General features: G+C 55.4%; 24 protein-coding genes and 1 pseudogene. 10 read left to right on the top strand and 15 right to left on the bottom strand.

What is annotated here, in order from left to right; all coding sequences use genetic code 11:
• Window positions 1-41: 41 nt before the first annotated feature.
• The 3 genes from AC2FJV_RS17315 to AC2FJV_RS17325 are packed head-to-tail and all read right to left on the bottom strand — an operon-like array spanning window position 42 to window position 2,832.
• Window positions 42-719 (bottom strand): GntR family transcriptional regulator, encoded by a 678-nt coding sequence (locus AC2FJV_RS17315; protein WP_142639574.1) that lies wholly within the window; start codon window positions 717-719, stop codon window positions 42-44.
• Complete coding sequence (locus AC2FJV_RS17320) at window positions 716-1,747, bottom strand: Gfo/Idh/MocA family protein (RefSeq protein WP_496714168.1); 1,032 nt, start codon at window positions 1,745-1,747, stop codon at window positions 716-718. Before AC2FJV_RS17320 ends, AC2FJV_RS17315 begins: the two co-directional genes overlap by 4 nt.
• Window positions 1,744-2,832 carry an isocitrate/isopropylmalate dehydrogenase family protein gene (locus AC2FJV_RS17325; protein WP_496714169.1) on the bottom strand — a complete coding sequence of 363 codons (1,089 nt, stop codon included), beginning with the start codon at window positions 2,830-2,832 and terminating at the stop codon, window positions 1,744-1,746. Before AC2FJV_RS17325 ends, AC2FJV_RS17320 begins: the two co-directional genes overlap by 4 nt.
• A gap of 135 nt (window positions 2,833-2,967) precedes the next feature.
• Here AC2FJV_RS17325 and AC2FJV_RS17330 point away from each other — a divergent pair, with 135 nt between their 5' ends.
• Genes AC2FJV_RS17330 through otnC form a run of 7 tightly spaced genes read left to right on the top strand, consistent with a single transcriptional unit; the run spans window position 2,968 to window position 9,291 of the window.
• Complete coding sequence (locus AC2FJV_RS17330; protein WP_496714170.1) at window positions 2,968-3,975, top strand: Bug family tripartite tricarboxylate transporter substrate binding protein; 1,008 nt, start codon at window positions 2,968-2,970, stop codon at window positions 3,973-3,975.
• Between the two features lie 57 nt (window positions 3,976-4,032).
• Entirely contained in the window at window positions 4,033-4,782 is a 750-nt protein-coding gene (locus AC2FJV_RS17335; protein WP_496714171.1) for a hypothetical protein, read from the top strand.
• Between the two features lie 4 nt (window positions 4,783-4,786).
• On the top strand, window positions 4,787-6,298 hold the full coding sequence (locus AC2FJV_RS17340) for a tripartite tricarboxylate transporter permease (protein ID WP_496714172.1): 1,512 nt from the start codon (window positions 4,787-4,789) through the stop codon (window positions 6,296-6,298).
• Window positions 6,298-6,585, top strand: coding sequence for a putative quinol monooxygenase (locus AC2FJV_RS17345; protein ID WP_142639562.1), 288 nt, complete (start codon window positions 6,298-6,300; stop codon window positions 6,583-6,585). Before AC2FJV_RS17340 ends, AC2FJV_RS17345 begins: the two co-directional genes overlap by 1 nt.
• Window positions 6,582-7,379, top strand: a complete 798-nt coding sequence (locus AC2FJV_RS17350; protein ID WP_142639560.1) for an N-acyl homoserine lactonase family protein — start codon at window positions 6,582-6,584, stop codon at window positions 7,377-7,379. The genes AC2FJV_RS17345 and AC2FJV_RS17350 overlap by 4 nt, the downstream gene beginning before the upstream one ends.
• Entirely contained in the window at window positions 7,376-8,653 is a 1,278-nt protein-coding gene (gene otnK, locus AC2FJV_RS17355; protein ID WP_496714173.1) for a 3-oxo-tetronate kinase, read from the top strand. Before AC2FJV_RS17350 ends, otnK begins: the two co-directional genes overlap by 4 nt.
• Window positions 8,650-9,291 carry a 3-oxo-tetronate 4-phosphate decarboxylase gene (gene otnC, locus AC2FJV_RS17360; RefSeq protein ID WP_496689821.1) on the top strand — a complete coding sequence of 214 codons (642 nt, stop codon included), beginning with the start codon at window positions 8,650-8,652 and terminating at the stop codon, window positions 9,289-9,291. The genes otnK and otnC overlap by 4 nt, the downstream gene beginning before the upstream one ends.
• A 435-nt stretch (window positions 9,292-9,726) precedes the next feature.
• On the opposite strand, the pseudogene AC2FJV_RS17365 reads toward otnC, so the two are convergent.
• Both AC2FJV_RS17365 and AC2FJV_RS17370 read right to left on the bottom strand, forming a co-directional pair.
• Window positions 9,727-10,385: pseudogene (locus tag AC2FJV_RS17365) on the bottom strand (transposase); the annotation flags it as partial.
• A gap of 215 nt (window positions 10,386-10,600) precedes the next feature.
• Complete coding sequence (locus tag AC2FJV_RS17370) at window positions 10,601-10,969, bottom strand: hypothetical protein (RefSeq protein WP_142639554.1); 369 nt, start codon at window positions 10,967-10,969, stop codon at window positions 10,601-10,603.
• Between the two features lie 621 nt (window positions 10,970-11,590).
• Between AC2FJV_RS17370 and AC2FJV_RS17375 the strand changes: the two genes are divergently transcribed.
• Both AC2FJV_RS17375 and AC2FJV_RS17380 read left to right on the top strand, forming a co-directional pair.
• Complete coding sequence (locus AC2FJV_RS17375) at window positions 11,591-12,187, top strand: TetR/AcrR family transcriptional regulator (RefSeq protein ID WP_496689819.1); 597 nt, start codon at window positions 11,591-11,593, stop codon at window positions 12,185-12,187.
• Window positions 12,188-12,309: 122 nt separating this feature from the next.
• Complete coding sequence (locus tag AC2FJV_RS17380) at window positions 12,310-13,416, top strand: alkene reductase (RefSeq protein ID WP_496714174.1); 1,107 nt, start codon at window positions 12,310-12,312, stop codon at window positions 13,414-13,416.
• A 471-nt stretch (window positions 13,417-13,887) separates the two neighbouring features.
• Here AC2FJV_RS17380 and AC2FJV_RS17385 read toward each other — a convergent pair whose 3' ends face one another.
• From AC2FJV_RS17385 to AC2FJV_RS17415, 7 genes are all read right to left on the bottom strand, one after another.
• On the bottom strand, window positions 13,888-15,399 hold the full coding sequence (locus tag AC2FJV_RS17385; RefSeq protein ID WP_496714175.1) for a mannitol dehydrogenase family protein: 1,512 nt from the start codon (window positions 15,397-15,399) through the stop codon (window positions 13,888-13,890).
• The gene (locus tag AC2FJV_RS17390) at window positions 15,399-16,172 is read right to left on the bottom strand and encodes an L-iditol 2-dehydrogenase (protein ID WP_496714176.1); all 774 of its coding nucleotides are present in this window, start codon (window positions 16,170-16,172) and stop codon (window positions 15,399-15,401) included. Before AC2FJV_RS17390 ends, AC2FJV_RS17385 begins: the two co-directional genes overlap by 1 nt.
• Entirely contained in the window at window positions 16,169-17,173 is a 1,005-nt protein-coding gene (locus tag AC2FJV_RS17395) for an ABC transporter ATP-binding protein (RefSeq protein ID WP_281973690.1), read from the bottom strand. The genes AC2FJV_RS17390 and AC2FJV_RS17395 overlap by 4 nt, the downstream gene beginning before the upstream one ends.
• A gap of 12 nt (window positions 17,174-17,185) precedes the next feature.
• Window positions 17,186-18,016: a carbohydrate ABC transporter permease gene (locus AC2FJV_RS17400; RefSeq protein WP_142639541.1), complete on the bottom strand. Its 831-nt coding sequence runs from the start codon at window positions 18,014-18,016 to the stop codon at window positions 17,186-17,188.
• Between the two features lie 12 nt (window positions 18,017-18,028).
• Window positions 18,029-18,895, bottom strand: coding sequence for a carbohydrate ABC transporter permease (locus AC2FJV_RS17405; RefSeq protein ID WP_142639539.1), 867 nt, complete (start codon window positions 18,893-18,895; stop codon window positions 18,029-18,031).
• 107 nt (window positions 18,896-19,002) lie between these two features.
• A complete protein-coding gene (locus AC2FJV_RS17410; protein ID WP_271951885.1) occupies window positions 19,003-20,304 on the bottom strand; it encodes an ABC transporter substrate-binding protein in 1,302 nt (433 codons plus the stop codon).
• Between the two features lie 95 nt (window positions 20,305-20,399).
• Window positions 20,400-21,425 (bottom strand): LacI family DNA-binding transcriptional regulator, encoded by a 1,026-nt coding sequence (locus AC2FJV_RS17415; protein WP_496714177.1) that lies wholly within the window; start codon window positions 21,423-21,425, stop codon window positions 20,400-20,402.
• Window positions 21,426-21,539: 114 nt separating this feature from the next.
• Here AC2FJV_RS17415 and xylB point away from each other — a divergent pair, with 114 nt between their 5' ends.
• On the top strand, window positions 21,540-22,976 hold the full coding sequence (gene xylB, locus AC2FJV_RS17420; RefSeq protein ID WP_496714178.1) for a xylulokinase: 1,437 nt from the start codon (window positions 21,540-21,542) through the stop codon (window positions 22,974-22,976).
• Window positions 22,977-22,984: 8 nt separating this feature from the next.
• Here the strand turns inward: xylB and AC2FJV_RS17425 are convergent, their stop codons facing one another.
• From AC2FJV_RS17425 to AC2FJV_RS17435, 3 genes are all read right to left on the bottom strand, one after another.
• A complete protein-coding gene (locus tag AC2FJV_RS17425) occupies window positions 22,985-23,503 on the bottom strand; it encodes a GNAT family N-acetyltransferase (protein ID WP_281973692.1) in 519 nt (172 codons plus the stop codon).
• The gene (locus AC2FJV_RS17430) at window positions 23,500-24,054 is read right to left on the bottom strand and encodes a helix-turn-helix domain-containing protein (protein ID WP_271951877.1); all 555 of its coding nucleotides are present in this window, start codon (window positions 24,052-24,054) and stop codon (window positions 23,500-23,502) included. Before AC2FJV_RS17430 ends, AC2FJV_RS17425 begins: the two co-directional genes overlap by 4 nt.
• Window positions 24,055-24,166: 112 nt before the next feature.
• The gene (locus AC2FJV_RS17435) at window positions 24,167-25,183 is read right to left on the bottom strand and encodes a Fe(3+) ABC transporter substrate-binding protein (protein WP_496714179.1); all 1,017 of its coding nucleotides are present in this window, start codon (window positions 25,181-25,183) and stop codon (window positions 24,167-24,169) included.
• Between the last annotated feature and the right edge of the window lie 125 nt (window positions 25,184-25,308).

The raw sequence follows: 25,308 nt of genomic DNA on the forward strand, positions 1-25,308 counted from the left end.
AGGCAGTTATTTTAGGTGATTAACGACCGGATACGAGAAGATCAGAGGCTGTTGAGCCGATGCTTTTCGAGTATCCCGCAAAGCATAGCCTGTGCTTGCAGCCTGTGTTCTCGATGACGTTCACGGGCGGCATCTGGACGACCTTCACTGATCGCTTGAAAAACAACCCGGTGATCTTCATTAGATTTAACGGGCAGGGGCCTGATGAACAACGTCGTTGCGCGCGCGCGACGTACCTGGTCGCTCATCATGGCGACAATCGCTTCGACTCGTTTGTTGCCGCCTAACCGAACGAGCTCCTGGTGAAACAACTCGTCGGCCTCGGCCCAGGCTTCAAGGTCTTCGGCTTCGATGGCTTGGTCCATCTTTGCAATTGATCCGGCAAGTACCGCCAGTTCATCTTCGCAGTAGCCCGCTTCGGCAGCGCGCTGTGCTGCGAGACTCTCGAGTTCCGTTAGGATGTCGTAGATTTCGCGCATATCATCTGATGAAACAGGCAGTATCCGAACGCCCTTTCGGGGCCGCATTTCAAGCAACCCTTTACTTTCCAACATCAGCGCAGCTTCCCGTATCGGGGTGCGGGACATGCCAAGGGTTTCGGCGAGTTCCGATTCCAGATGATCAGTTCCGGCCGCAAGTTCGCCGGACAGGATCATCTGTCGCAAATCCCTGACAGCGCGTTGTGTATTAGAAAGAGTTTTTGCGTCCTGATCCTTCACGGGGTCTCCAGGTTGATTTTTCGTCCTTCCGCAGCTGAGAGATAGATATTCTCTTCAATGCGGATCACATCCAAATATTCTCGGGCCGTGTTTTCCAGCGGCGTGCCCCGTAGAAGGCCCGAAATGACGTGACTTTGCAAGGCGTGGACGCAGTCTCCTCCAAATCCATCATGATCGCTTGGAGGTAGAATCTGCTGTCGCTCCTGTTTTCCAAATGCGCGGAGTTCAACTGAACCGTCGCCGTTAAGACGCAGTGAACCTTCCGTTCCTTCGATGAGAGCTTCGCCCATGGTTTGGCGCAGGTTTTCGGCACTGTGGTCAAGGCATCTGTTGCCATCGAACAGAGCTCTCAAACCGTTGGGGTGATCAAACAGGATGAAACCTGCATCCTCGCCCGCGATAACGGGGTTAACTTGGCGCAAATCCGCATAAACTGCGCTGGGCGCATCGAACAAAAAACGGAATGTGTCTACCCAGTGAACCGCTGTTTCATGCACCAGAAAACGTGGCATGTCCTGAAAGTACGGCTGCCGGTCAAGGTAGGCGCGTGGTCCCTGTCCGTCGCCGGGCCGAAGCCGGAAAGTCGCTTGTAGAAGTGTTCCAATTCGACCTTCGGTCATCGCTACCTTGATCGCACGATACCAGGGCTGAAAGCGAAAATTCTCATGCACGACAATAGTTGCGCCTAATGCTTCAGCCTCGGAAACGATCTTCTTAGCTTCATCCAATGACATGCAGAAAGGTTTTTGGCAGATCAGCCACTTGATACCAAACCGCAGTGTCGTTCGGATGGCGGCGGCCTGCGCCACAGGTGGAAGGATGATGTCCACGAGATCTGGTTTTTCCGCCTCCAGCATTTTCGACAGATCGTCGTAAGCGGCCAGTCCTGTTTCCTTCGCCTTGTTGATATCACGGTTGCAGGATGCAATCGGAACCGCTCCGGGCATTCGGGACCAGCTTTCGTAGTGGAACCTGCTGAAATACCCCGCACCCACACACGCGACTCTGATGGTTTGTCGAGTGTTCATACCCGCAATGCTTCCAATACCGATGAGGCTGCGTCCTGCGTTCCGGCGGTGCCACCCAAGTCTCGCGTCAGGTTCTGACCGTTCGCAGTCACCTTTTCCACGGCTTCGCGCAATCGTGCGCCGTCGTTGGACAGTTCCGGGTGATCATGGGTCAAGCCTAACCATTCCAGCATCATTGCCGCGGACAGGATCATCGCAAAAGGGTTTGCAATACCCTGTCCCGCAATGTCCGGGGCGGAACCATGGCAAGGTTGGAATACAGCGTGATTCAACCCGATATCCGCTGATGGCGCCAGTCCTAGACCACCCATGAGACCCGCACCAAGGTCTGAGAGGATGTCTCCGAACATGTTCTCAGTGACCAAAACGTCAAATTCCCAAGGCTTTTGAACCATCCATAGAGCGGTGGCATCAACATAGGCATGGTCAGCTTTCAAATCGGGATGGCGTGCGGCCTCCAAGTCAAAGATAGATCTGAAGAATGCAAAGGCCCTGAAAACATTGGCTTTGTCGACACATGTAACCCGTCCTTGGCCGCGACCGGATGCCTTGCGGTTCTTGGCGAGTTCAAACGCGAAACGGAACAGTTTTTCGGACACCTCACGAGTGATCAGCAGAGTTTCACGTGCTTCGTGTTCCGTAACTTCGCCAGCGCCTTGGGTGAAGAACAGTCCTTCTGTGCTTTCGCGTATCAAGACAAAGTCGATCTCTTTTCCGGGGGGCAGCGTCAAGGGGGTCATTTGTCCGCTGCTTACTTTTACAGGACGCACACCAGCGAAAAGTCCCAGTTGCTTTCGCAGATCAATTTGCGGTGAAATTTCGGTTCCGTCAGGATATCGCACATCCGGCAAACCCATTGCAGATAGCAGAATCGCGTCGGCGTTGCGTGCAGTTTCGAGTGACCCAGCCGGAAACGATTCTCCAGTTTTGGCGTAGTGGCCTGCGCCTGCTGGTGCGTCTGTAAACGCCAGTTCGTAGGAAGGACTGCCGCGCGAAAGCTGGCGCAGAATTTCAAGCGTAGGGGCCATGATTTCCGGGCCGATTCCGTCCCCTTGGAACACTGCCACATCATAATTTTTCTTCATCTTAGCCCGCTTCCTTCCCGTTTCGCATTCATAGCGCGATTTCAGCTCTCACTACAGTCCGTTGACAACGCATTCTTTAATGTATACGCAAATAAATGCAATAATAAACGCAAAGTTGTTTGGGAGGACTTGGAAATGAAACTAAAGCTAGGGCGGTTGGCGGCCGCAGCCGTGGTGGCGACCGGGATTACGGGGGCAGCTATTGCGCAGGATTATCCCTATCGTGACATTACTACAGCTGTGGTCTGGGGGGCCGGTGGCGGCACGGACACGATCAACCGAATGATCATGGCCGAGATGGAAAAACACCTTCCGGTCTCGATCAATGTGATCAATCAAACAGGTGGTGTCGCAGGCTCCAACGGGATGGTCTATGTCATGAACCAACCAGACGATGGTTATACATTGGTTGGTCTGTCAGAGTCGAACGTCACCGCTGCTGTGCAGGGTGGTTGGGATAAGAAATTTGATTTTTGGTATCCGTTCATTGTTGGTGGATCACCTGATCTGATCTCGGTCCCGGCGGACAGCCCTTACAATACGCTGGAAGAATTGGTTGACGCTGCGAAAGCTGCTCCTGGCACTATTCCAGCCGCGGCTTCCGGCGCGGGTTCGATCCACCACTTGAATCTTCTAGCCATCGAAAAAGGGGCCGGTGCAGAATTCAAGTTTGTTCCATACAAAGGCTCAGCGCCCGGTCAGGAAGCTGCGATAGCGGGCGAAGTCGCGTTGGTTGTGACGTCACTGGCTGAACAGGCTCCATTGATTGAAGGCGGTCAACTTAAACCGCTCGCGATGTTGACGCCCGAAGATGCGCAGATTGCAGGGGCAACAGTGCCTTCTGCCTTTGGCATCTATGACGGTCTTGATCAGTATTTGCCGCTCAAACAGGCCATCGGGTTTGCAGTTCACAGTTCAGCCGGGGACGATGTAAAGGCCGCGCTTGGTGATGCCTTCGAGCAAGCTATTGCCTCCGACACCGTCGCCGAATGGGCCTTTGCAAACAATTATGATGTCGGTGGTCAACACGGTGAAGAAGCTCAAGAACTGTTTGCGAACCTCGAGGCTACTTTTGCCTATACCTTGCAAGACCTTGGCGCTGCCACAGTGGATCCGGCCTCGCTGGGTATCGAGCAGCCCTAATCCGATCAATTTTGAAGGGGCGCGCTTGATCGCGCCCTTTCCCTCAGGAGGCAGGCAATGAACAAACCTGACGAAACACTGGTCATGCGGTCGCGCGACTTTTGGGCAGCAATTGTTCTTATAACAGTGTCCGTCTTTTTTCTTTGGAAGACATCGGACATTCCACTTTGGGGCGAAAACCGCGCAGGTGTAAGTGGATCGGATTGGTACAACTCGGCTGCAATTGTACCGCTGTTCATCTTCGGTGGATTGCTTGGCTTGTCCTTCGTTTTGCTTGCTATTTCAATCCGCTCAGGTGGTGCCCAAAACGCGCTTAGTGCTTTGGGCATCGGATGGGATAAGTCGGAAGCCTATCGAGCTTCAACAATAGGCCTGATCCTTCTTGCATATGTCGTCGGACTGGTTCCCAGAGTGGACTTCATTCTGTGTTCTGGGTTGCTGATTACAGCTTTGACTTACGGCTACTACGGGGGTCATGCGCGGCGTGCTTTGGTGGCCTGTAGCGCGGTTGTCTCTGCCGGGCTATTTGCGTTTGCTGTTTTCCCCGCGCAGGCGGACTGGAACGCACTCAGTGATGATTGGTTTACACTGGCTCTATGGGTCTCGCTTACACTTTTGGTGTTGAGCAAGGCGGCTTCCGAACACGTTTTGCGGTTCGTTCCGTTGGTGGCAATACTTGCCCCGCTCATCCTCGTTTGTGCGATGGCCTTTGTTTTCCGACAGAACGTGCCCGCGCGCGGCGGGCTGATCTTCAAGCAAATCGAGTACCACTACTACGTGACGCTTCGTCCGCTATGGAAAGATTGACCGGATGGACTTTATCCTTTCGCAACTGGCTGGATTTGGGACCACATTCGTGGGCCTGGCAGTAGACCCGCTGACCTATCTGTATTTGATTGCATCCGTGTTCCTGGGTATAACGTTTGGCGCATTGCCCGGCCTGACCGCAACGCTGGCAGTGACGATCCTGACGGGTTTCTTCGGCAACAAGATCCCATTGGACTATTCGCTGATCGCTTTGCTCGGGGCCTATGTCGGCGCGATTTACGGTGGCTCTTATCCGTCAATCCTGCTGAACATTCCGGGCACGGCGGCCAGTGCGGCGACGGCCATGGATGGATACCCTCTGGCTAAAGCGGGTCGAGGGGGCGAAGCACTAGGGCTGACCACAACGGCCAGTTTCATTGGTACAGTTATCGGGACCATCACGCTTTTGATCTTTGTCTGGGCGTTGCTTTTGGTTTCAAAAAACATCGCAAGCCCGGAGAAAGCACTGCTGGCCCTGTTCGGCATTCTGCTTTCTGGCACTTTGATGAGCGAAGACCTGGTGATCAAGGGATGGATCGCCGGTCTGATCGGCCTTGCGATGTCCATGGTGGGGCTTGACCCTCTGTTGTCTGAACCGCGCTATACCTTCGGCTGGTCTTACTTGATGAGCGGGTTTCAGGTCGTGCCGGTTTTGATGGGGGCATTTGCCATTCCCCAAATCATCGACGGTTTAAGGCACGTTGAGGCCGGGAAAGCTCTGGCCCTGAAAGGTCGCATCCTTCCGAATCTACGCTCCATCCGACGCTACCTGCCCACCATTGGCCGGTCAGGGGTGATCGGGACAGGGGTAGGAGCACTTCCCGGCGTCGGCGAAGATGTCGCCGGTTGGGTCAGCTACGGTGTCGGTAAGACCTTATCTGCTGAGGGCGATAAGTTTGGAAAAGGGTCATTGGAAGGTCTGCTGTGTTCTGAAACGGCAAACAACGCCTGCATTGGGGGCGCACTAATCCCGCTTTTGGTGTTGGGCATTCCCGGTTCACCACCCGCCGCGGCTTTGATGGGGGCTTTCAAGATCAACAACGTGATCCCAGGTCCGACGATAGACCCCGAGATCATTCTGCGCGTGGTTGCAATACTTGTGTTGGCCTCCCTGACAATGTTCCTGATGGGCCTGTTCACTGCTCGGGTTTTCATCAGAATACTCGCCATCCCGCAGACTATCTTCTTGCCGGTTGTGATGGTTCTAACAACAATTGGGTCTTTCAGCGTCGGTGGTGGCATCAATGATCTTTACCTGATGCTTGGCGTCGGCGCCGTTGCCTATTTCATGAACCTGATGAAATACCCAATCGCGCCATTGGTTATCGGGGTTATTCTGGGCAGTCTGTTTGACGAAACCTTCCGCCGGTCGCTGTTCTTGTCGGACGGGGATCTTTCGGTCTTCTTTTCACGCCCGGGTGCGGCCATTCTGCTGGTGCTCAACATTGGCCTGATCCTCAGCCAACTGCCCGTTGCGAAGCGCGCTTTCTCACGTCTGAAAGGACTTTCCGTCTGATGTTTGTGGTTACTGTCACCTTCACTCTCAAGCCCGGTACGAGAGACACCTTTTTGCCGCTGATGGTCGAAAACGCTTCGACCTCTTTGTGTGAAGAAGCCGGATGCCAGCAGTTTGACGTTTGCCTCGGCGGCAATCCCGATACAGTTTTTCTCTATGAGGTTTATGATGACAGCGCGGCGTTCTCCGCCCACCTGGAAAGCGCGCATTTTCAGGCCTTCGATACGGCAGTGGCTGATATGATCGCCACCAAGGTAGTTCACCAGTACTCCGAGGTCATCCGATGAACGATTGGGAAATCCACGCCGTGAAATACGCGGATCGAAATGCGCGGACGCGAGCAGATAGTTTCATCATCGATGATAATCACAGCGCGCCTCATGCGATGGATTACTTCGTTTGGGTGCTCAAACGCGGCAACAAAGTCATTCTGGTCGATACTGGCTACGACTCCGATGAGGCCGCCGCCCGTGGTCGTCCCATTGCGATGGATCCTCGCGAGGCTCTGCGGCCCCTAGGCATTTCACCGGAAGCGGTAACCGAGGTTATCGTGACCCATCTTCATTATGATCACGCGGGGGGGCTGCATATGTTCCCGAACGCGAAGTTGCATATGCAATCGGCGGAGATGGCCTTCGCCACAGGCCCCTGCATGTGCCACGACCATCTGCGCGCACCTTTCACGGCTAGCCATATTTGCGAGGTCGTAAAGCGTCTCTATTCAGGGAACGTCGTGTTCTACGATGGAGAAGCCGAGATTATAGATGGGGTCACGGTGCACTGCATTGGTGGGCATTCGCGAGGGTTGCAATGCGTTCGCGTAAGGACGGAAGCCGGGTGGATGGTGCTCGCCTCTGATGCCTCGCATTACTATGAGAATTTCATGGCGCGCAAAGCCTTTCCCATTGTCGTCGACCTACAGGACATGATGGATGGTTTCGAGACACTCGAGAGGTTGGCCTCGCATCCTCGACTTATCGTGCCCGGCCATGATCCACTTGTGCGTGAGGTTTTTCCAGTCGGTGCAGCGCCGCATATCTATAGGCTAGACCCAGGGCCGACGAGGGACATCGAACTATGAAAATAGGTGTCATAGCGGATGATTTTACTGGAGCGAGTGATATTGCGAACACCTTGGCGAAGGGCATGGAGCCAGAAGGTGGGATACGAACCGCGCAGTTTCCGGGTGTTCCTAATATCCCGGTCGACGAAGAGATCGAAGCGGGTGTGATCTCACTCAAAAGCCGCACTGCACCGGTTGAAGAAGCCATTGCAGACAGTCTGAGTGCTTTGCGGTGGCTCGCGGATCAAGGATGCCAGCAGTTCATCTTCAAGTATTGTTCGACCTTCGATTCCACGACGGAAGGAAATATCGGCCCAGTTGCGAAAGCGCTTGCCGACGAGCTGGACGCGCAAAAGGTGGTTTTCTGCCCGGCCTTTCCGACAACCGGGCGCACCGTCTATCACGGTCACCTATTTGTGCAAGGTAAGCTGTTGCACGAGTCGGGGATGGAAAATCACCCTCTTACTCCGATGACGGATGCTAACATCAGGCGATGGTTGCAGTATCAGACCCAAGAAGCGGTCGGGTTGGTGTCAATTGACGCCGTGGAGCAAGGATCAGAGGCGATTGGTGATGCTTTGCAGAAGGCCGGCGAACGATTTGTAATTGGCGATGCGATTTCGGATGAAGATTTGTTGGCCTGGGGAGAAGCTCTAAAGGATGCCAAGCTCATTACTGGGGGATCGGGTATAGCACTGGGACTACCAAGAAACTTCCTGAGAGAGACTTCATCCAAAAGTGCTGGCACTGTGTTCACTGGTATCGCAGGGCCTGCCGCGATCCTTGCGGGTTCTTGTTCAGGTGCGACCCGCAGGCAGATTGAAATTCACGCGAAGTCCCATCCGACTTTCGCAATTGATGTTTCGGGTGTTATGTTCGGGGATGTGACCACGCAAACGCTTCTGGATTTCTTTGAAGAGCATTCGGGTCAGGCGCCGCTCGCGTATTCATCGGGGAGCCCGGATGATGTGCGTGCGATCCAAGGTCAGTTTGGTCAGGAAGCCGTAGCGGAAAAGCTGGACAATCTCTTTGAAGATACCGCGCGAGAACTTGTCCAAAAGGGCTACAAGCGGTTGGTTGTAGCTGGAGGTGAGACGTCGGGAGCTGTCGCCCAGGCTGTCTCTGAGGCACTGGGGTCACCGGCTATGTCAATCGGGCCAGAGATTGACCCGGGCGTACCTGTCCTGAGCGTTGGAAAAACTGAACCCATTGCAATGGCTTTGAAATCCGGCAACTTTGGCGCTCCAGATTTCTTCTCGAAGGCACTGAGAATGATGGAGGCAGGCAAATGAGTTCTGAAGAACAGGCACTGCGACGGCAGATGTCCGAGCTGTGCGCCTCGCTGTTTGTGCGTGGCTTTTCCGTTGGCACCGCGGGCAATGTCTCTGCGCGTTTACCGGACGGGATTCTCATGACGCCAACGAATTCGACTTTGGGCAATGTTGACCCCGAGCGAATTGCCAAGATTGATTTGGATGGCAACCACCTGTCCGGTGACAAGCCGACCAAGGAGATCTTTCTGCACCAAGCCTTCTATGAGACGCGACCTGAAGTGGGCGCCGTGGTTCATCTGCACTCGACCTGGGCGACCGCGCTGTCGTGTCTGGAAGACACCGATCCCAATGACTGTATTCCGCCGCTTACACCATACGTGGTCATGCGCGTAGGCACGGTTAAACTGGTTCCATACATTAAGCCGGGTGATCCAAAATCCGGTGATTTGATCCGCGAACTGGGCGGCAAGTATAGTGCTGTTCTGCTGGCCAACCACGGTCCCGTCGTATCAGGAGAGGATCTCTTTTCAGCGGTCTGTGCAGCGGAAGAGTTGGAAGAAACAGCCAAGCTGCTCGTGGCACTGCAGGGTATGCGAACCCGGATGTTGGATGTAGAACAAGTCGCAGAACTCAAAGAGGCTTTCGGAAGGATGTAGTTGGACACAGATAGGGAGAGTGTGCAAACTTTTGGGTAAATCGTGCAAAATTATGCGCAAATACCACGCAAAGTTATGGGCAAGAACATCTGAATTTAATGATTGAAATCAATAGCAGAAGCGCAGCGTTATGCGCGTCCCTACAATTTTTTTTGTGCGCCCATAGCTTTGCAACTCGTCCAAAACCTTGGGCGCATTAACCTACAACTTTTTTGGTTTGAGGTTCGATATCTTCGGGTCTCATTCTTGGCTGGTTTCGCAGCATAGTCGTAGTACCGGGGAAGATTTTCGGATAGCCGCTACTAGCCCGAAGCGGACATCCAAAACTAGTCTTTGCAGTTTCCGAGATGCAGACTTTTCTGCCGTTCGTGGCAATCTGCCGAACTGGTGTTTCCGGCCCTTACCGGACATTCACCCTTCTATCGGAATGGTGCAGCGCGGCCCGTCGAAGCGAACAGCCAACTCACGCGGGGAAAGCTCACTTTCCTTCAGGGCCAGATCCCTGATCTTCTCGCGCACTGGCGTGGGAATGCGGTTCCAGACCCGTGACGGCCGGGGGCAGCGGTCTTCAAGCGCCTCAGGACCACCGGAAAGATATTGGTCGTACCAGCGTTAGAATGTAGTCATCGGGATACCCAGCTTTTCCAAAGTGCGTTTGGTCGGCAGATGGGATTGTTCGACCAGCTGGATGATCTCCAGCTTCTCAGATGCGGGGTATCTCATTCGTCGTCGTCCCCATCCGCGATCATGCTTTTTTTGAGAAGCCGCAGCTCAAGGGCCTGTTCAACAACAACCTCCTTCAGATCGCGCGCCTCACGGCGCAGATCCTTGACCTCGGTTGATGTCGCAGCACGTGCCGTGTCGCCAGCCAAACGTTTCTTTCCGGCTTCCGGGAACTCCTTGGACCAGCTGAAATACAGGCTCTGAGCAATGCCTTCGCGACGACATAGCTCTGCAATGCTGTCCTCGCCCTTCAGGCCATCCAGAACGACCCTGAACTTCTCTTCGGCAGAATACTGTTTGTGCGTCGCGCGGCGGATGTCTTTAACAACCTTCTCGCCGTGGCTCTGCTTGGTTCCGGGTTTCTTTCCCATCTCCACTCCTTGGCGGTTACGATGAGCCAGAAACCCTCTCTTATCAAATCAACCTAAACTGTCCCATTGGCGCTGACGTCAGACACTCAGTTAAGTACGCTAAAGAGTGCTGCGTTGAGTGCCCTGATCTTGCTTTTCTTGCCGGTGGCAGAAAAAGCAGGGGAGTCACGAATTTGCCAGATGTTGTACGACGTATGAGTGACCAAAAGCTAAAACTAAGCTGCCATCAGACAACCAGCTTCGCCTGCGATATCGACTATGCAGTCATCGCCGGTCTGAATGCGAATTGCCGGACTTTCCCCTCCGAGTTCCAATTTGGGTGAGGTTAACCAGAACGCGCATTGCCACGGCGTCATTTCACGTGGCAGGGCTTTCAACACTTTTTCCATCAAAGGAAGCGGGGTTCCATCCTCAGCAAACTGGAAAGATGGATAGGCGTTGGCCCCTTTGTAAGGCAAAGAAAGTACCTTCCCGGTTCTTGTCCAGATATCGGCTATCCGCGTGATTTGCCAGGAGCCATTTTGCCATTGTGCGTGCACGCCGGCATCGTCCAACAACGGATACTCAAGCGCAAAATCATCCATCCGGATGTCATTGACTGCGCTACAATGTCCCTCGAAACTATGCAAATACATCTACTTACTCACCGAACTCACTAACAACTCATGAAACGATACTGACAAAAAATCGTTCTAGCCAAAGTTAAGAAGTTCACATTGGGCGAATTAAACTTCAGCTAACCTCGCTATTTTAACCTAGCGCGCTGAAATTATTGTTGGTTTGCTTACAACGGCCCGCCGTACTGATGCTCATAAAACCAGTTCTGAATTCGTGGCTTTGTTACTCGTTGGGGTAGTAATCCTCACAATTTGAGGGCATTGGCCATGGATCTACCGAACCAATCTCTGGTTTGTGAGTGATCAACATCTACGTATTGGACAAAGCCGCCAGTCACTCTGTCCAGTGTTGGAAACGAGTACCGAGCGTGGCCTCTCTTTTCTACGAACACGATCCTCTTCGTCTGACACTCCCGCAAGAAGACTAACAGTCCTGATCCTAAGATTAGCGTGACACCAAGCGCGCCGGGGAGGTTTTGCATTTCCACGGACCTAAATTCCTTTCTCTGGTCACAATACGGACTGACCATTCCAAAAATTCCCTACCGCCACCTTGAATTTCTGGGCCAACCATTCCACATCTTGCTCATGAGCAAAGAAACTCTCGCAGTTGGCGACATCAAATCACCCGCAGGCCCGGGTAGGCCTCGCGCCTTTGACGAAGCTGAGGCTTTGGAAAAAGCCTTGTGCGTTTTTTGGCACAAGGGCTACGAGACCGCATCTGTGGATGATCTGACCAAGGCCATGGGTTTGAGCCGGTCCAGCTTCTATGGAACGTTCGTCAACAAGCAGACTTTGTTTCACAAAGCCCTCAGGCACTATTCAAGGCGTGGTTTGAAAAATCTGCGTGACGTTGCAGATGCGGGCGGAAATGACCCCGTTGGTGCGATTATGGAAGCTTTGGCGAACCCGCAAGGCGGTCGTGACGGCTGCATGCTGATCAATTGCCTTACGGAACTTGCCCCGCATGACAATGAAGTGGCGGCTCTCGGGCGACAGCATTTGGAGAGTATTGACGAGATTATTGCAAGAGCGCTTGAGCCTTCGGATCCGGGACAGGTACTCAACAAGGCACGCGCCTTTGCCTCCCTTGCAATCGGCACACTAGCCTTGCGCAAAGCGGGTGTTCCCGCGGATCAGATATCACAAACCCTGAAACAAGCCCGGTTGGTGATTTCGCCATAAGGCCTCCCCTAAAAATAAGGGTATGAAACGTAACACAAACTCAAACAAGAGACAGTGATCCTAATATTGGACTAATTGGTCCAATAATATCTGAACGAAGTTTACCAAAGAAGGAAGCAGCAATGGCTGATGAAAAACTGTTCTCCGGCATCAAAGCTGGTGCAATCGAGCTGAAAAACCGCGTTGTCATGGCGCCACTGACCCGCAACCGGGCAAGAGCCGAAGATGACAGCGTCCATGAATTGCAGACCAAGTACTACGTGCAACGGGCGGGTGCTGGATTGATCATCACGGAAGCTTCGCAAATCTCGCCCCAAGGCAAAGGCTATGCCTGGACACCTGGCATTTATTCCGAAGCACAGATTGACGGCTGGAGAAAAGTGACTGAGGCCGTCCATGCTGAGGGCGGCAAGATCGTGATCCAGCTTTGGCATGTGGGCCGGATTTCGCATACCAGCTTACAGCCGGATGGTGGTGCCCCTGTTGCGCCATCTGCGATCGGCGCTAAGGCCAAGACCTTTGATGGTGAGCAGTTCGTCGAAACATCCGAGCCGCGGGCTCTGGCCGTCGAAGAAATTGCTGGCATTGTTGCTGACTACCGGAGGGCCGCGGAAAACGCCAAGGAGGCCGGTTTCGACGGTGTCGAGGTCCATGCAGCCAACGGATACCTTATCGATCAGTTCCTGCGGGACGAATCCAACAAGCGTGAAGACGAATACGGCGGTCCTGTCGAGAACAGAGCACGGTTTCTGAAAGAGGTCATGGACGCAGTTGTTGACGTGTGGGGCGCCGACCGTGTTGGTGTCCGCCTAAGCCCGTTCTCGGACGCCAACAACATCTCCGACAGCGACCCGCAGGCGACATTCACTCATGCGGTCAAATTGCTGAATGGGTATGGGCTGGCCTATCTCCATCTTGTGGAGGGGCAGACCGGCGGCCCCCGCGAAATTCCGGAAGGTGGCGATCTGAAGGCGCTCTATGAGTTGTTTGACGGTGCGAAAATGGGCAACAACGCTTATGACCGGGAAATGGCGGTTGAAGCGGTTGAAACCGGAGCCGTCGATCTGGTGGCCTTTGGCCGGCCGTTTATTTCCAACCCTGATCTTGTCAACCGGTTGGAGAAAGGCGCCGCTCTGAATGAGCTCGATCCAACCACGCTCTACGGCGGCAATGAAAAAGGGTACACCGACTACCCGGTACTGGAAGAGAAAGCTGTTGCCGCAGAGTGATACATCGCTCTTAACTCCGTAGTGACAAGCAATACCAAGCAAAGTGAGCGCGTCGGTTTGGACGCGCTCACTTGGCAATTACGGGAATATCCATTCTTGAAGCGAGGATCTATCACAAGCCCTCGAAAGAACTGCTTCCCTATGATCAGGGTCGAATATTTCCAATAAGAATTTACTCTTGATTGAGAAACGCCCGGCTTTAGTTGAAGAAGATGTTTGGTGACTACCATCAATTGAGCGCGTTTCTCGAACCGCGCAATGTTATGGGCAAATCGTGCAAATTTATGCGCAAAAGTCTTCAATTTTTGTGAGTGAAATCAATGGCGGCGATGCAGCGTTATGAGAACACCTACAATTTTTATGGGTGCGCGCCAATTTGCAGTGTCAGAACCCCTGCGCCGCGTTTGCACGTGATACGTCACGGAACTGCGCGGTCTTGGCCCGCGACTGATCTCCATGTGTTTTGACCGGTTACTCTGACGTGGACGTCTGCGCGACGTAGTCTGCTATCGCAGCGCGGCTGCCATGTCTCCAGATCTTGGTCAGCCAAAAAGAAAAGTCCTGACCAAAGCGGGTATCACGGCCAATCTCGCCGTAATATTGATCCTGCTCGATCCACAGTTTCGGATCATCTCTGGACGCCAGCGCGATGTGCTGAAGAGTGTCCCAATGGGGGTCGTTTGGCGCAATTTCAGACCCATCCTCGCGCCTGCCTGCACACATCCGGCACCAGAATGCCTCGGCTAGGGCCAGCCCGCTGGGGGCAGGGTCCGAGGCAACTGCGTCACGCAGCGAAGGCAGCAAGAACCCGGGATGCCGTGAGGATCCGTCAAACGCGACGCGGCGCGTGGTGTCATGGATGGCGGTGTTTGCAAATCGCTTTTCGACCAGATCAAGATATTCACTTGGTTTAGCGCCGGGGACAGCAGCGACATGCGGGAGGATTTCTTCTGCCTGAATTTTAGCGAAAAACGCCAGGATATCAGAGTCCTGCATGCATCGTGAAATCGTCGGGACGTTCAGGATTTCTCCGACATTCGCAAGCAGCTGATGACCGCCGTTCAAAATACGCAGTTTCATCGTCTCATAGCTATGAACATCGTGGGTCAGTGTGACACCGACTTGTTCGAGCGGCGGACGCCCTGCGCAAAAATTGTCCTCGATCACCCATTGGCGAAAGTTTTCATGTGAGACAGGGACGCGGTCATCGATTCCAAGTCCGTGGCATTGCGAAACAACCTGCTCTGTCGTAGCGGGTACAATGCAATCCACCATCGAATTGGGAAATGCCCCATATTGGTCGATCCATGTGGCTAGATTCGGGTCAGACATACGCGCCAAACCAACAATGCAGTTTCGCAGGATCACCCCGTTGCCCTGAAGGTTGTCGCAGCTGAGTGTGGTAAAGGGTTTCAAACCCTCCTTCTTGCGCTGTCGAAGAGCTGCAACAATGGCGCCAAATGCGGTTCGCGGCTGGTCTGGATGGGCGGCATCGTATCGAATGTCTTCGTGATCGGCGTTGAACGCGCCGGTATTGGCGTCCAGAAAATAGCCGCCCTCGGTCACTGTAAGCGACACAATCCGGATGGACGGATCGGCCATCTGCCGGATCAGCGTCGCATTCCCCTCTTCGATTGGCAGGTAGTCGATCATGGCTCCGACAATTTCGGCGGATATTCCCTTTGGGTCCAGCTCGATCAGTGTTGTCAGACAGCCCTGCGCCAGCAACCTCTCTCGCATTTCGGCATCATAGCTGCGGACACCGGCCCCGATGATCGCCCAGTCCAGTGCTTGGCCCTGTTGCATCAACTGGTGGATATACCAGGCCTGATGCGCGCGGTGAAAATTGCCCAGCCCGATATGGACGATGCCGGGTTTCAGGTCTGTGGGCAGGTAATTCGGTGTCCTGACAGTCGCAGGCATATCTGCAAGGCTGTCGCGCCGCAGCCGCACCGGGGGATTTGCGTTTGCCAGAGGATCCATCAGCTCATCCAGTTCCCGCCGTCGACATTGTAGGTTTGCGCGACGATATACTGCGCCTCGTCCGAGGCCAGAAACACGGCCATTCCGGTCAGGTCTTCGGCACGGCCCATCCGTCCGTGCGGCACCGCTGCGGCTACTTCGCGTTTCTTCTGCCCGGGCTCTTTGCCCTCATGCTTTGCAAAAAAGGCGTCCACAGCATCCCAGTGTTCGCCATCGACAACCCCCGGAGCAATGGCATTTACGTTGATGCCGTGTTGGATCAGGTTCAGCCCTGCAGATTGGGTAAGCGAAATGATAGCGGCTTTGCTTGCGCAATAGACGGCGACCAGAGGCTCGCCCCGTCGTCCGGCTTGCGATGCCATGTTGATGATCCGGCCTTTGGTCCCGTGTTTGACCATATGGCGCGCGACGGCCTGCATCGTGAACAAGGCGCCTGAGACGTTGATGTCGAAAACTCGGTTGTAGTCGGCACGCTCGATTTCGATGATGGGTGCTGCGGTAAAGATGGCAGCGTTATTGATCAGAATGTCGATGGGACCGAAATGTGAAGCCGTCTTTGCCACCGCGGCATCAATGCTCTGCTGGTTGGTCACATCCATCTCGATAGCCAAAGCGGCCTCACCGATTTCGGCGGCCGCTGCTTGCACGCGCGCGCCGTCAATGTCGGCCAGCGCGACACGGGCCCCTTCGGCAACATAGGCTTTGGCAAAGGCCAGTCCGATGCCACGCGCGGCCCCGGTAATCAGGGCGGTTTTACCGACCAGACGTGTCATTCGATCCGCAGGCCCTTTGCGTCAAACCGATGGATCACATCCGCGCGTGGCGTCAGATAGATACGGTCGCCATGGTTGAAGCCAACTTCACCCCCCGCTCGTACGGTGATCGTGTCCGCAAGGCCGGTTTCGTGAATGTGGAAGAACGTGTCCGAGCCCAGATGTTCGGAAACCCCAACCACCCCGGACCAGGTGCCGGAACTGTCGGATACCTCCAGATGCTCGGGGCGGACCCCGATCGTATGGGCGTCATGTTTCGCGGCCTCTTCGCCCGCAATGAAGTTCATTTTGGGTGAGCCGATAAAGCCCGCGACAAACAGGTTTCGCGGAGTCTTATACAGCTCGAGCGGGCTGCCCACTTGTTCGATCACACCGGCCTGCAGCACGACGATCTTGTCGGCCATCGTCATCGCCTCGACCTGATCATGGGTCACATAGATCATCGTGGTTGCAAGACGCTTGTGTAGCTCGCTGATTTCAAGCCGCATTCCAACGCGCAAGGCGGCGTCGAGGTTCGAGAGTGGTTCGTCAAACAGAAACGCCGCAGGCTCACGTACGATGGCGCGGCCAATGGCAACGCGCTGGCGTTGACCGCCGGACAGTTGGCCCGGTCGGCGATCCAGGTAATCGGTCAGGTTTAGAACATCAGCAGCGCCTTCTACGCGGCGGTCAATCTCGGCCTGGTCCAGCTTGGCCATGCGTAGCGGGAACGCGATGTTCTTGCGCACCGTCATATGCGGGTACAGCGCGTAGGACTGGAACACCATCGCCAGACCGCGCTTTGCGGGTGGGACATCGGTGGCGTCCGCCCCGTCAATGTCGATACTGCCCGAAGTGATGTCCTCGAGCCCGGCAATCAGCCGCAACAAGGTGGACTTGCCGCAGCCAGAGGGGCCGACGAAGACAGTGAACTCGCCATCTTGAATGGTCAGGTCCAGCGGCGGAATGACTTCAACGTCGCCAAATTTCTTGGTCACGGATTTGAGTTGAATGCGTCCCATGCGGAGTTTTCCTTATTTCACGGCGCCGAAGGTCAGGCCGCGGACAAGTTGTTTCTGGCTGAACCAGCCAAGGATCAGGATTGGTGCGATTGCCATGGTCGATGCCGCGCTGAGTTTGGCAAAGAACAGGCCCTCGGGGCTGGAGTAGCTGGCGATGAAGGCCGTCAGCGGTGCCGCGTCAACTGCGGTCAGGTTGAGGGTCCAGAACGCCTCGTTCCAGGCGAGGATAAAGTTCAACAGGATGGTCGAGGCGATACCGGGCACCGCCATCGGCGTCAGCACATAGAGGATTTCCTCTTTCAGCGTTGCCCCGTCCATGCGGGCGGCTTCCAGGATCTCGCCGGGGATTTCGCGGAAATAGGTGTAGAGCATCCAGACAATGATCGGCAGGTTGATCAGCATCAGAACCACAACCAGACCTGCGCGACTGTCCAAAAGCCCAAGCCGGATGAACAGCAGGTAGATCGGGTATAGAACACCGACCGCAGGCAGCATCTTGGTGGACAGCATCCACAGCAGGATGTCCTTGGTGCGTTTTGATGGCACAAAGGCCATCGCCCAGGCGGCGGGCACCGCGATGATCACGCCCAATATGGTCGAACCACCCGCGATGATGACCGAATTCCACAGGAACCGCATATAGTCTGAGCGTTCCTGAACGATGGCATAGTTTTCCAGCGTCCAGTCAAAGTTCAGAAACAGCGGCGGGCTGGCGATGGCCTGTGCTTCGGTTTTGAAGCTGGTCAGGATGGTCCAGAGGATCGGGAAAAAGATCAGCAGACCAACGGCCCATGCCAGGGCGGTGTTAAGCGACTTGCGACGGGGTGTAACTGAGCGGCTCATATCGTTACCTCCTCACGCGTCCAGATTCTTGCCGACGATGCGCATCAGGAAGATGGCAACGATATTGGCAAGGATGATTGCATAGACACCTCCGGCTGATCCAAGGCCGACGTTCTGGCCCTCTAGCACGCGCTGGAAGATCAGGTAGGTGAGTGTACGGGTGCCGAAGGCGCCGCCGGTGGTCACGAAGATTTCGGCGAAGATCGACAACAGGAAAATCGTCTGGATCAGGATCACAATGGTGATCGCGCGGCTTAGATGCGGCAGGATGATATGGTAAAAGCGCTTGAGCGGCGGCGCGCCGTCCATTTCCGCGGCCTCCAACTGTTCACTGTCCAGCGACTGGATCGCGGTCAGCAGGATCAGCGTCGCAAACGGCAGCCATTGCCACGATACGATCATGATGATTGACGTCATCGACGCCTCGGATAGCCAGGAAACTGGCTCAGCCCCGAAAAAGCGCCACAGATGAGCCAGCAACCCGTTGACCGGGTCCATGAACATGTTTTTCCAGACCAATGCGGAAACGGTCGGCATCACAAAGAACGGTGCGATCACTAGGATGCGGACAACGCCTTGGCCCCACATCGGCTGATCCAGCAGCATTGCCAGAAGGATGCCCAGAACAACCGTGATGGCAAGCACGCCGCCGACGATCATCAGCGTGGCCTGAACCGCGGGCCAGAAGGAACTGGAGGAGACGAACCGGACGTAGTTGTCCAAGCCGACCCATCCCAGATCACCGCCGCGCAGGGGCAGGTATTTCTTGAAGGAAAAATAGAGCGTCATCGTCAGAGGCACGAGCATCCAGCCAAGAAGCAGGATCACTGCAGGTGCCATCATCAGGCGTGCAACTGATCGGGAATGTTGAGTAGCCATGACGCAAAACCTCTCTGTTCAGGCATAGCTCAGCCTGCGAGAAAAACGCGAGTTGTGGAAGGGTGAAGCGGGGGACAGACCTCTGTCCACCCGCTGGGAAGGAGGCCTTAGTAGCCTGCGGCTTCCATTTCTTCGGCAGTGAAGGCTTGCGCTTTGGCAAGAGCTTCTTCTACTGTCTGCTGCCCGGCATAAACTGCCGAGAACTCCTGGCTCACCTGCGTGGCAATACCTGCGAATTCCGGGATCGCTGCAAACTGAATACCAACGTAAGGCACTGGCTTTACAGTCGGATTGTTCGGATCAGCCGACAGGATCGAGTCCAACGTCATCTTGGCGAACGGAACCGCCTGATAGTCCGGATTTTCGTACAGCGACGTACGTGCACCCGGAGGCACGTTGGCCCAACCTTCGTTCTCGGCTACGAGTTCGATGTAGTCTTTGGATGTTGCCCACTCGATGAACTGTTTGGCCGAGTCTGCCTGTTCCGTACCAGCCGGAATTGCCAGAGCCCACGCCCACAACCAATTCGAGCGCTTGCCAAGCCCCGTGTCGGGTGCAAGTGCAAAGCCGACGCTATCCGCGACTGTCGAGTCTGTCGGGTTGGTCACGAAAGAGGCCGCAACCGTTGCGTCGATCCACATGCCGCATTTGCCCTGCTGGAACAACGACAGGTTTTCGTTGAATCCGTTAGTGGCGTAACCTGCGGGGCCGGACTCGTTCATCATACCTACGTAGAAGTTCAACGTGTCAGCCCATTCAGGCTGATCGAACTGCGGCTTCCAATCTTCATCAAACCAGCGCGCACCAAAGGAATTGGACATCGCTGTGATGAAAGCACCGCCTTCGCCCCAACCAGCCTTGCCGCGCAGGCAGATACCGTTGATATCAGCGTCGCGATCGGTCATCGCAGCAGCCGCTTCGCGGATGAACTCCCAAGTCGGAGCATCCGGCATTTCCATACCCGCTTTTTCCATCAGGTCAGTGCGATACATGATCATCGAGCTTTCGCCGTAGAACGGAGCCGCGTAGAGCGTTCCATCATGGCTAAGGCCGCCTGACATGGCGGGCAGGATGTCACCTACGTCGTATTCATCCGACAGCCCGTCTAGGGGAACCAACCAGCCGTTCGCGCCCCAGATCGGCGTCTCGTACATACCGATGGTCATGATGTCGAATTGGCCACCTTTGGTGGTGATATCCGTTGTCACGCGCTGGCGCAGCACGTTTTCTTCCAACGTAACCCACTCGACATCGATGCCGGTCGCTTCGGTGAATTTATCGGTATAGCCCTGCATCCGGATCATGTCGCCGTTGTTCACGGTCGCTATTGTTAAGGTATCCGCTTGGGCTGCTGCCGTGGCGACGAAAGTCATTGCTGTCGCCGCACGAAGTGCGTTCTTGAGATACATCCCTGTCCTCCCTGAGCTTGGATGTCGTGCAGAGAGGGTAGTTTTAAAATTGTCGCGCCGTCAATAAAAACTTTACGCGCGTTAAAAATATGAAGTCACGCGGAATCCCTTAAAACCAACCTCGCGGGGAAAAGAGTCTCGGTTCGAGTGTCAAATTTCCCCCCGTTTTCAATGAGTTCAAACAAAGTCTCCACACTGCGCCCGGCTACGTTGTCATAATCATGTGCTGCTGTAGTCAGGGATGGGCATGTGAATTTTGCAAAGGGATGGTCATCATTTGAGGCCAAGCGCAGCGTAGAATCGTCTTTGCGACCGACCCGAATCCCTTGTTCATAGCAAGCAGCAAGAAAGCCGATGGCCAAACGGTCGTTGCTGCACAAGACCGAGTCCGTCCTCAGCTCGCGATCTGACAGAACTTTCAGCGCGCCCCTGTGACCGATTTCCTCAAATGCCCAACCCTTGCCGTCGACTTTGATGATATGAGGATCGAACCCAAGGCGCTCCATCACTTCGATATAGGCCTTCCGTCGCTTGTTGGCGTTTGGGTTGGCGGGGGTGCGCATTTCGAAGAATGAAGGCGGTTCGCCGGTGCGGGTCATGTATTCGACTGTCTGCGAGACGAAACTGAAATTGTCCGACCCGATAAAGGCCGCGCCCAAACCTTCAAGATTACTGTCAAACAGGACTGTTGGAACATTGGAGCAGAATTTCTCGATCACCGCCCGATCCGAGGTGCGCCCCAAAGGTGCCAACAGCACTCCGGCGGGCTTCATGGATTTCAGGCCGTCGAGAATTTCGTTTTCCAGCTTGGGATCACCATGCGAGCTGAACAGCGACGGGCGATACCCCGCAGCAATACAGCTTTGTTCCAGATAGCGCGCGATTTCGGCAAAGAACGGATCGGCAAGATAGGGAACCACGATGCCGATATTCTTGGTCAGTTTCCGGTTTTGGTTCACCGCATAGATGTTGGGGCGATAGTCGAACCGCTCAAGCGCCTCTTCGATACGGAGCCGTGTTGTGGGCCGAACACTGTCTGGGTCCTGGAAATATTTCGATACTGTGGGCCGAGAGATGCCGCTGAGGGCCGCAAACTCTTCCATGTTCCTGATCTTCGTCATGCCAGTCTGTTCGTCCGCCTTGATCTTATCATAGTTTTACATATTCTTTGCGCGCGCAAAAAAAATCAATAGCCTGGCCGGTGATATCGGAATTATGCAAGGCAAGGGGTGTGAATGTATCTTGGGATCGACATCGGAACGTCAGCGGTCAAACTTGTCTGCGCGGATGCCGGCCGAATTCTTGCGACCTCGTCAGTCGGCATCGGGACGTTGTCGCCACAGCCCGGCTGGTCCGAGCAGAACCCGGAGATTTGGTGGCAGGCGACGCGCGATGCGTTGGGCCTGCTTGCTGGCGAAATCTCCCTGTCGGATGTGAAAGCAGTCGGATTGTCGGGGCAGATGCACGGGGCCGTGCTGTTGGACCGCGACCAATGCCCCATCCGTCCGGCAATTCTGTGGAATGACAGCCGCGCGGTCCGCGAATGCGACGACATTCGCGCGGCACAGCCACAGGTTGGTCACATCGCAGGCGTCCTGCCTTTGCCCGGCTTTACGGCCCCCAAGATTGCCTGGCTGAAACGGCATGAACCGCACAATTATGCCCGACTCTCCCATATCCTGCTGCCCAAGGATTATATCGGCCTGCGTCTGCATGGAGAGCTGGCAACCGATACTTCCGATGCCGCAGGAACAATGTGGCTCGATCAGGCTTCACGCCGCTGGCATACCGGAATGGCGGAAGCCACGGATGTCGCTGTTGACTGGCTGCCGCAGATGTTCGACGGCCACAATGTCGTTGGCACGGTAACAGTTCGGGCTGCAGCTGAGACCGGATTGAACTCCGGCGTGCCTGTCGTGGCCGGGGGAGGGGATGCGGCAACCGGTGCGGTGTCATTGGGCGCAACCGAACCTGGACGTGGGTTTATCTCGTTGGGGACATCCGGTCAGTTGTTTGTTGCGGATCGTAAATACAAGCCCAACCCCGAACGCTATGTCCATGCGTTTGCGCATACATTGCCCGACCGCTGGTATCAAATGGCGGCGATGCTGAACGGGGCAAGGCCCATTTCGTGGATTGGTGATCAGCTGGGGCTGTCTGCTGCCGAGGTTGTCGGGCTTGCTGAAACCGTCAGCGGTGATCGCGTGCCCATATTTCTGCCCTACCTGACAGGTGAGCGCAGCCCCCTGGGGGACCCGCATATCCGAGCCTGTTTCTTTGGCCTTGAGGACGCCACAACGCGTGCCGAGATCTGCCGCTCGGTGGTCGAGGCAATTGCCTTTTGTTTTGCTGATGCGGCACAGAGTTTTGGCGACACCATTGGCAGTTTGCCAGAGCTTGCAGCGATTGGCGGGGGCAGTCGATCTGATCTGTTGCTGGGTCTGATTTCAGCCGTAACCGAGAAGCCCATAGTGCGATCAGTGGGGGCGGAATCCGGCCCGGCCTATGGTGCCGCCCGGCTGGCGGCCTGTGCTGACGGTGCGCTGACCATAGCTGATCTGGCCGAGCAACCTGCGACGACGGACAGGTTCGAGCCTGTTGAAACGTATGCGTTATTTGAACGCCTGGGGCGGTTTCGGCGGCTTTATACTGCCGTTAGCACCGTGGACTGATCGCCCTCTCAGCTAAGGTCTTTGAACATGAAGGTTGTTGGTTCCAGCCGATCATTTTCCGGGCTGCGGCAGTAGTTCGGAATCTCTCCGGCAATTTCAAACCCAAGGCTTTGATAGAGGAGGAGCGACGGGTCCGTGCTGCGCGTGTCCAGCACCAAAAGGGACCGCCCCAGTTCGCGTGCCCGCGCCTCAACCGCCGCCATAAGCGCCCGCCCAATGCCCCGCCGTCGCGCGCGGGGATGAACAAGCAGCTTGGACACGTCGGCGCGATGCGCTTGGTTGGGCATCGCGGCAGGCACCAGCTGTGCGGTGCCGACAATCCGTTCGCCATCACGATAGACGAATATCTCGGCCGCGCCGGTCTGGATGTTTGGCCAGACATGGGACTGCCAATAGCGCTGCGCGTCGTCCGACGGAAATGGCTGAATGAACCCGATACTCGCCCCGTCATGCACGCAGGCGTGCAGTATCTCTGTCAGGTCATCCAGGGCGTTGTTCAGGTCATTGGCTGTCAGTCGCGATATCATATCAGCACCATCAAATACCGCGCACCGCGCTCGGCGTGGGTTTCGAAACGTGTCGGGCCAGACAGGTGATAGCGCAGGCAATCCCCGCTGGTCAGATGATGCGCGGTTCCATCCACGGTCAGGGTCAGGCCACCGTCCAGCATGATCAGGTGATGCTCCTGCCCGTGTTTTGGCGGCGTGTCATAGGTGATCACAACGCCAGGGGGCAGATGGCCTTCCATGACCTCTCCGCTCAGGCCCGCGGCCGGAGGGGAGACGGACCGGCGGGTAAAGCCGGTTTCGGGGTCGCGCCATTCGGGTTGATTTTCGAAGGGAACGCGCGGGGCGAAACTGTCCTCGACCATCATCAATAGGCGCGACATCGGCAGCCCATAGGCGGCACATAACCGGCCCAGAGTTTCCGCGGTGGGGCTGACATCCCCCTTTTCCATACGCGACAGGGTGGCTCGGCTGACACCGCTGTGTTCCGCCAACTGATCCAGCGACCATCTCCGCGTTTGGCGAAGATGATTCAGGTGGTTTGCAAGGCGGTCGGATAGGGTATCAGGCATAGCTCGTATATGGGAAACATTTCCGTATATGAGATTATTGACCAGAAAACATAACTTCACAATAGAAAAAGGGCGCAGAAAACTGCGCCCTTCTGCTCGATAGAATGAAAGATTACTTCCAGCCGGCCTCGTTAAAGATCTTCTGTGCCTCGGGGATGTTCTTGGCAACCTCGGACAGGTTGATCTCGTCGGCTTTGAACTCACCCAGCGCTGCCACGTTATCCGCAAGGGCGACGCCTTCGACCGCCGGGAATTCGTCATTGCCATTCGAGAAATAAACCTGTGCCTGATCGCTGGCGAGGTATTCCAGAAATTTGATCGCGTTGTCCTTGTTCGGGGCACTTGCGGCGACGCCAGCACCGGACAAGTTCATATGTGCGCCTTCGGCGTCTTGTGCCGGGAACTGGACGCCGATCATGTCAATCTCAGCGCTCAGGCCTTTGACGTCTTTACGCATTGCACGGGCAAAGTAATAGGAGTTCGAAACGGCGATCTCGCATTCACCCGAAACAATGCCGCGCAGCTGGTCAGTGTCGCCGCCTTGCGGTTCGCGCGCCATGTTCGCGACCATGCCTTCGGCCCAGGTCTTGGCGGTTTCCGCGCCGTGGTTTGTGATGATCGAGGCCAGCAGGGTCTGGTTATAGGTGTTGCTGGACGACCGGATGCAGACCAGACCTTTGTATTCGGGCTTGGCCAGATCCAGATAAGACGCGGGCGGGTTGGTCACATCGGCCTTGTCAAAGAAGATGATCCGCGCGCGCTGCGAAAAGCCGTACCACTGGTTGTCTTCGTCCTGCAGGTTGGCGGGAATACGTTCTTCCAGAACCGCGCTTTCGACCGGCTGCAGGATACCTGCGTTCTTGGCGCGCGCCAGACGCGAGGTATCAACGGTCAGCAAGATATCTGCGGGTGAGTTCGCGCCCTCGGCCTCCATCCGAGCAATCAGCTCGTCCGCTTTGCCTTCGATGCGGTTGATGGTGATACCGGTGGCCTCTTCGAAATCGGAATAGAGGCGTTCGTCAGTGTCGTAGTGGCGCGAAGAATAAAGGTTCAGTTCGCCCTCGGCAGCGGCAGAGGTCGCGATCAGGGCCGTCAGGGCGGCGGCAACGCAGGTAGAGGATTTCAGCATCATGTGTCCCAACATTGAAAATCGGCGCGGGTAATAACCCGACTGAAATGGTCAATTAAACGATTCTCAGGGGGATGCAAGAAATTCCGACAAAATTAGTTGGTCAAATCACCGCCAACATGTCG

It is taken from the genome of Ruegeria sp. CDSA241 (assembly GCF_059611265.1).

Coding starts and splice junctions, on each gene's coding strand:
- AC2FJV_RS17370 (WP_142639554.1), bottom strand. CDS start 10,969: ATGGATGATTTTGCGCTTGAGTATCCGTTGTTGGACGATGCCGGCGTG.
- AC2FJV_RS17435 (WP_496714179.1), bottom strand. CDS start 25,183: ATGCTGAAATCCTCTACCTGCGTTGCCGCCGCCCTGACGGCCCTGATC.
- AC2FJV_RS17340 (WP_496714172.1), top strand. CDS start 4,787: ATGGACTTTATCCTTTCGCAACTGGCTGGATTTGGGACCACATTCGTG.
- AC2FJV_RS17330 (WP_496714170.1), top strand. CDS start 2,968: ATGAAACTAAAGCTAGGGCGGTTGGCGGCCGCAGCCGTGGTGGCGACC.
- AC2FJV_RS17350 (WP_142639560.1), top strand. CDS start 6,582: ATGAACGATTGGGAAATCCACGCCGTGAAATACGCGGATCGAAATGCG.
- AC2FJV_RS17405 (WP_142639539.1), bottom strand. CDS start 18,895: ATGGCTACTCAACATTCCCGATCAGTTGCACGCCTGATGATGGCACCT.
- AC2FJV_RS17375 (WP_496689819.1), top strand. CDS start 11,591: ATGAGCAAAGAAACTCTCGCAGTTGGCGACATCAAATCACCCGCAGGC.
- AC2FJV_RS17400 (WP_142639541.1), bottom strand. CDS start 18,016: ATGAGCCGCTCAGTTACACCCCGTCGCAAGTCGCTTAACACCGCCCTG.
- otnK (WP_496714173.1), top strand. CDS start 7,376: ATGAAAATAGGTGTCATAGCGGATGATTTTACTGGAGCGAGTGATATT.
- AC2FJV_RS17345 (WP_142639562.1), top strand. CDS start 6,298: ATGTTTGTGGTTACTGTCACCTTCACTCTCAAGCCCGGTACGAGAGAC.
- AC2FJV_RS17320 (WP_496714168.1), bottom strand. CDS start 1,747: ATGAACACTCGACAAACCATCAGAGTCGCGTGTGTGGGTGCGGGGTAT.
- AC2FJV_RS17410 (WP_271951885.1), bottom strand. CDS start 20,304: ATGTATCTCAAGAACGCACTTCGTGCGGCGACAGCAATGACTTTCGTC.
- AC2FJV_RS17395 (WP_281973690.1), bottom strand. CDS start 17,173: ATGGGACGCATTCAACTCAAATCCGTGACCAAGAAATTTGGCGACGTT.
- AC2FJV_RS17415 (WP_496714177.1), bottom strand. CDS start 21,425: ATGACGAAGATCAGGAACATGGAAGAGTTTGCGGCCCTCAGCGGCATC.
- xylB (WP_496714178.1), top strand. CDS start 21,540: ATGTATCTTGGGATCGACATCGGAACGTCAGCGGTCAAACTTGTCTGC.
- AC2FJV_RS17325 (WP_496714169.1), bottom strand. CDS start 2,832: ATGAAGAAAAATTATGATGTGGCAGTGTTCCAAGGGGACGGAATCGGC.
- AC2FJV_RS17430 (WP_271951877.1), bottom strand. CDS start 24,054: ATGCCTGATACCCTATCCGACCGCCTTGCAAACCACCTGAATCATCTT.
- otnC (WP_496689821.1), top strand. CDS start 8,650: ATGAGTTCTGAAGAACAGGCACTGCGACGGCAGATGTCCGAGCTGTGC.
- AC2FJV_RS17390 (WP_496714176.1), bottom strand. CDS start 16,172: ATGACACGTCTGGTCGGTAAAACCGCCCTGATTACCGGGGCCGCGCGT.
- AC2FJV_RS17335 (WP_496714171.1), top strand. CDS start 4,033: ATGAACAAACCTGACGAAACACTGGTCATGCGGTCGCGCGACTTTTGG.
- AC2FJV_RS17385 (WP_496714175.1), bottom strand. CDS start 15,399: ATGGATCCTCTGGCAAACGCAAATCCCCCGGTGCGGCTGCGGCGCGAC.
- AC2FJV_RS17425 (WP_281973692.1), bottom strand. CDS start 23,503: ATGATATCGCGACTGACAGCCAATGACCTGAACAACGCCCTGGATGAC.
- AC2FJV_RS17380 (WP_496714174.1), top strand. CDS start 12,310: ATGGCTGATGAAAAACTGTTCTCCGGCATCAAAGCTGGTGCAATCGAG.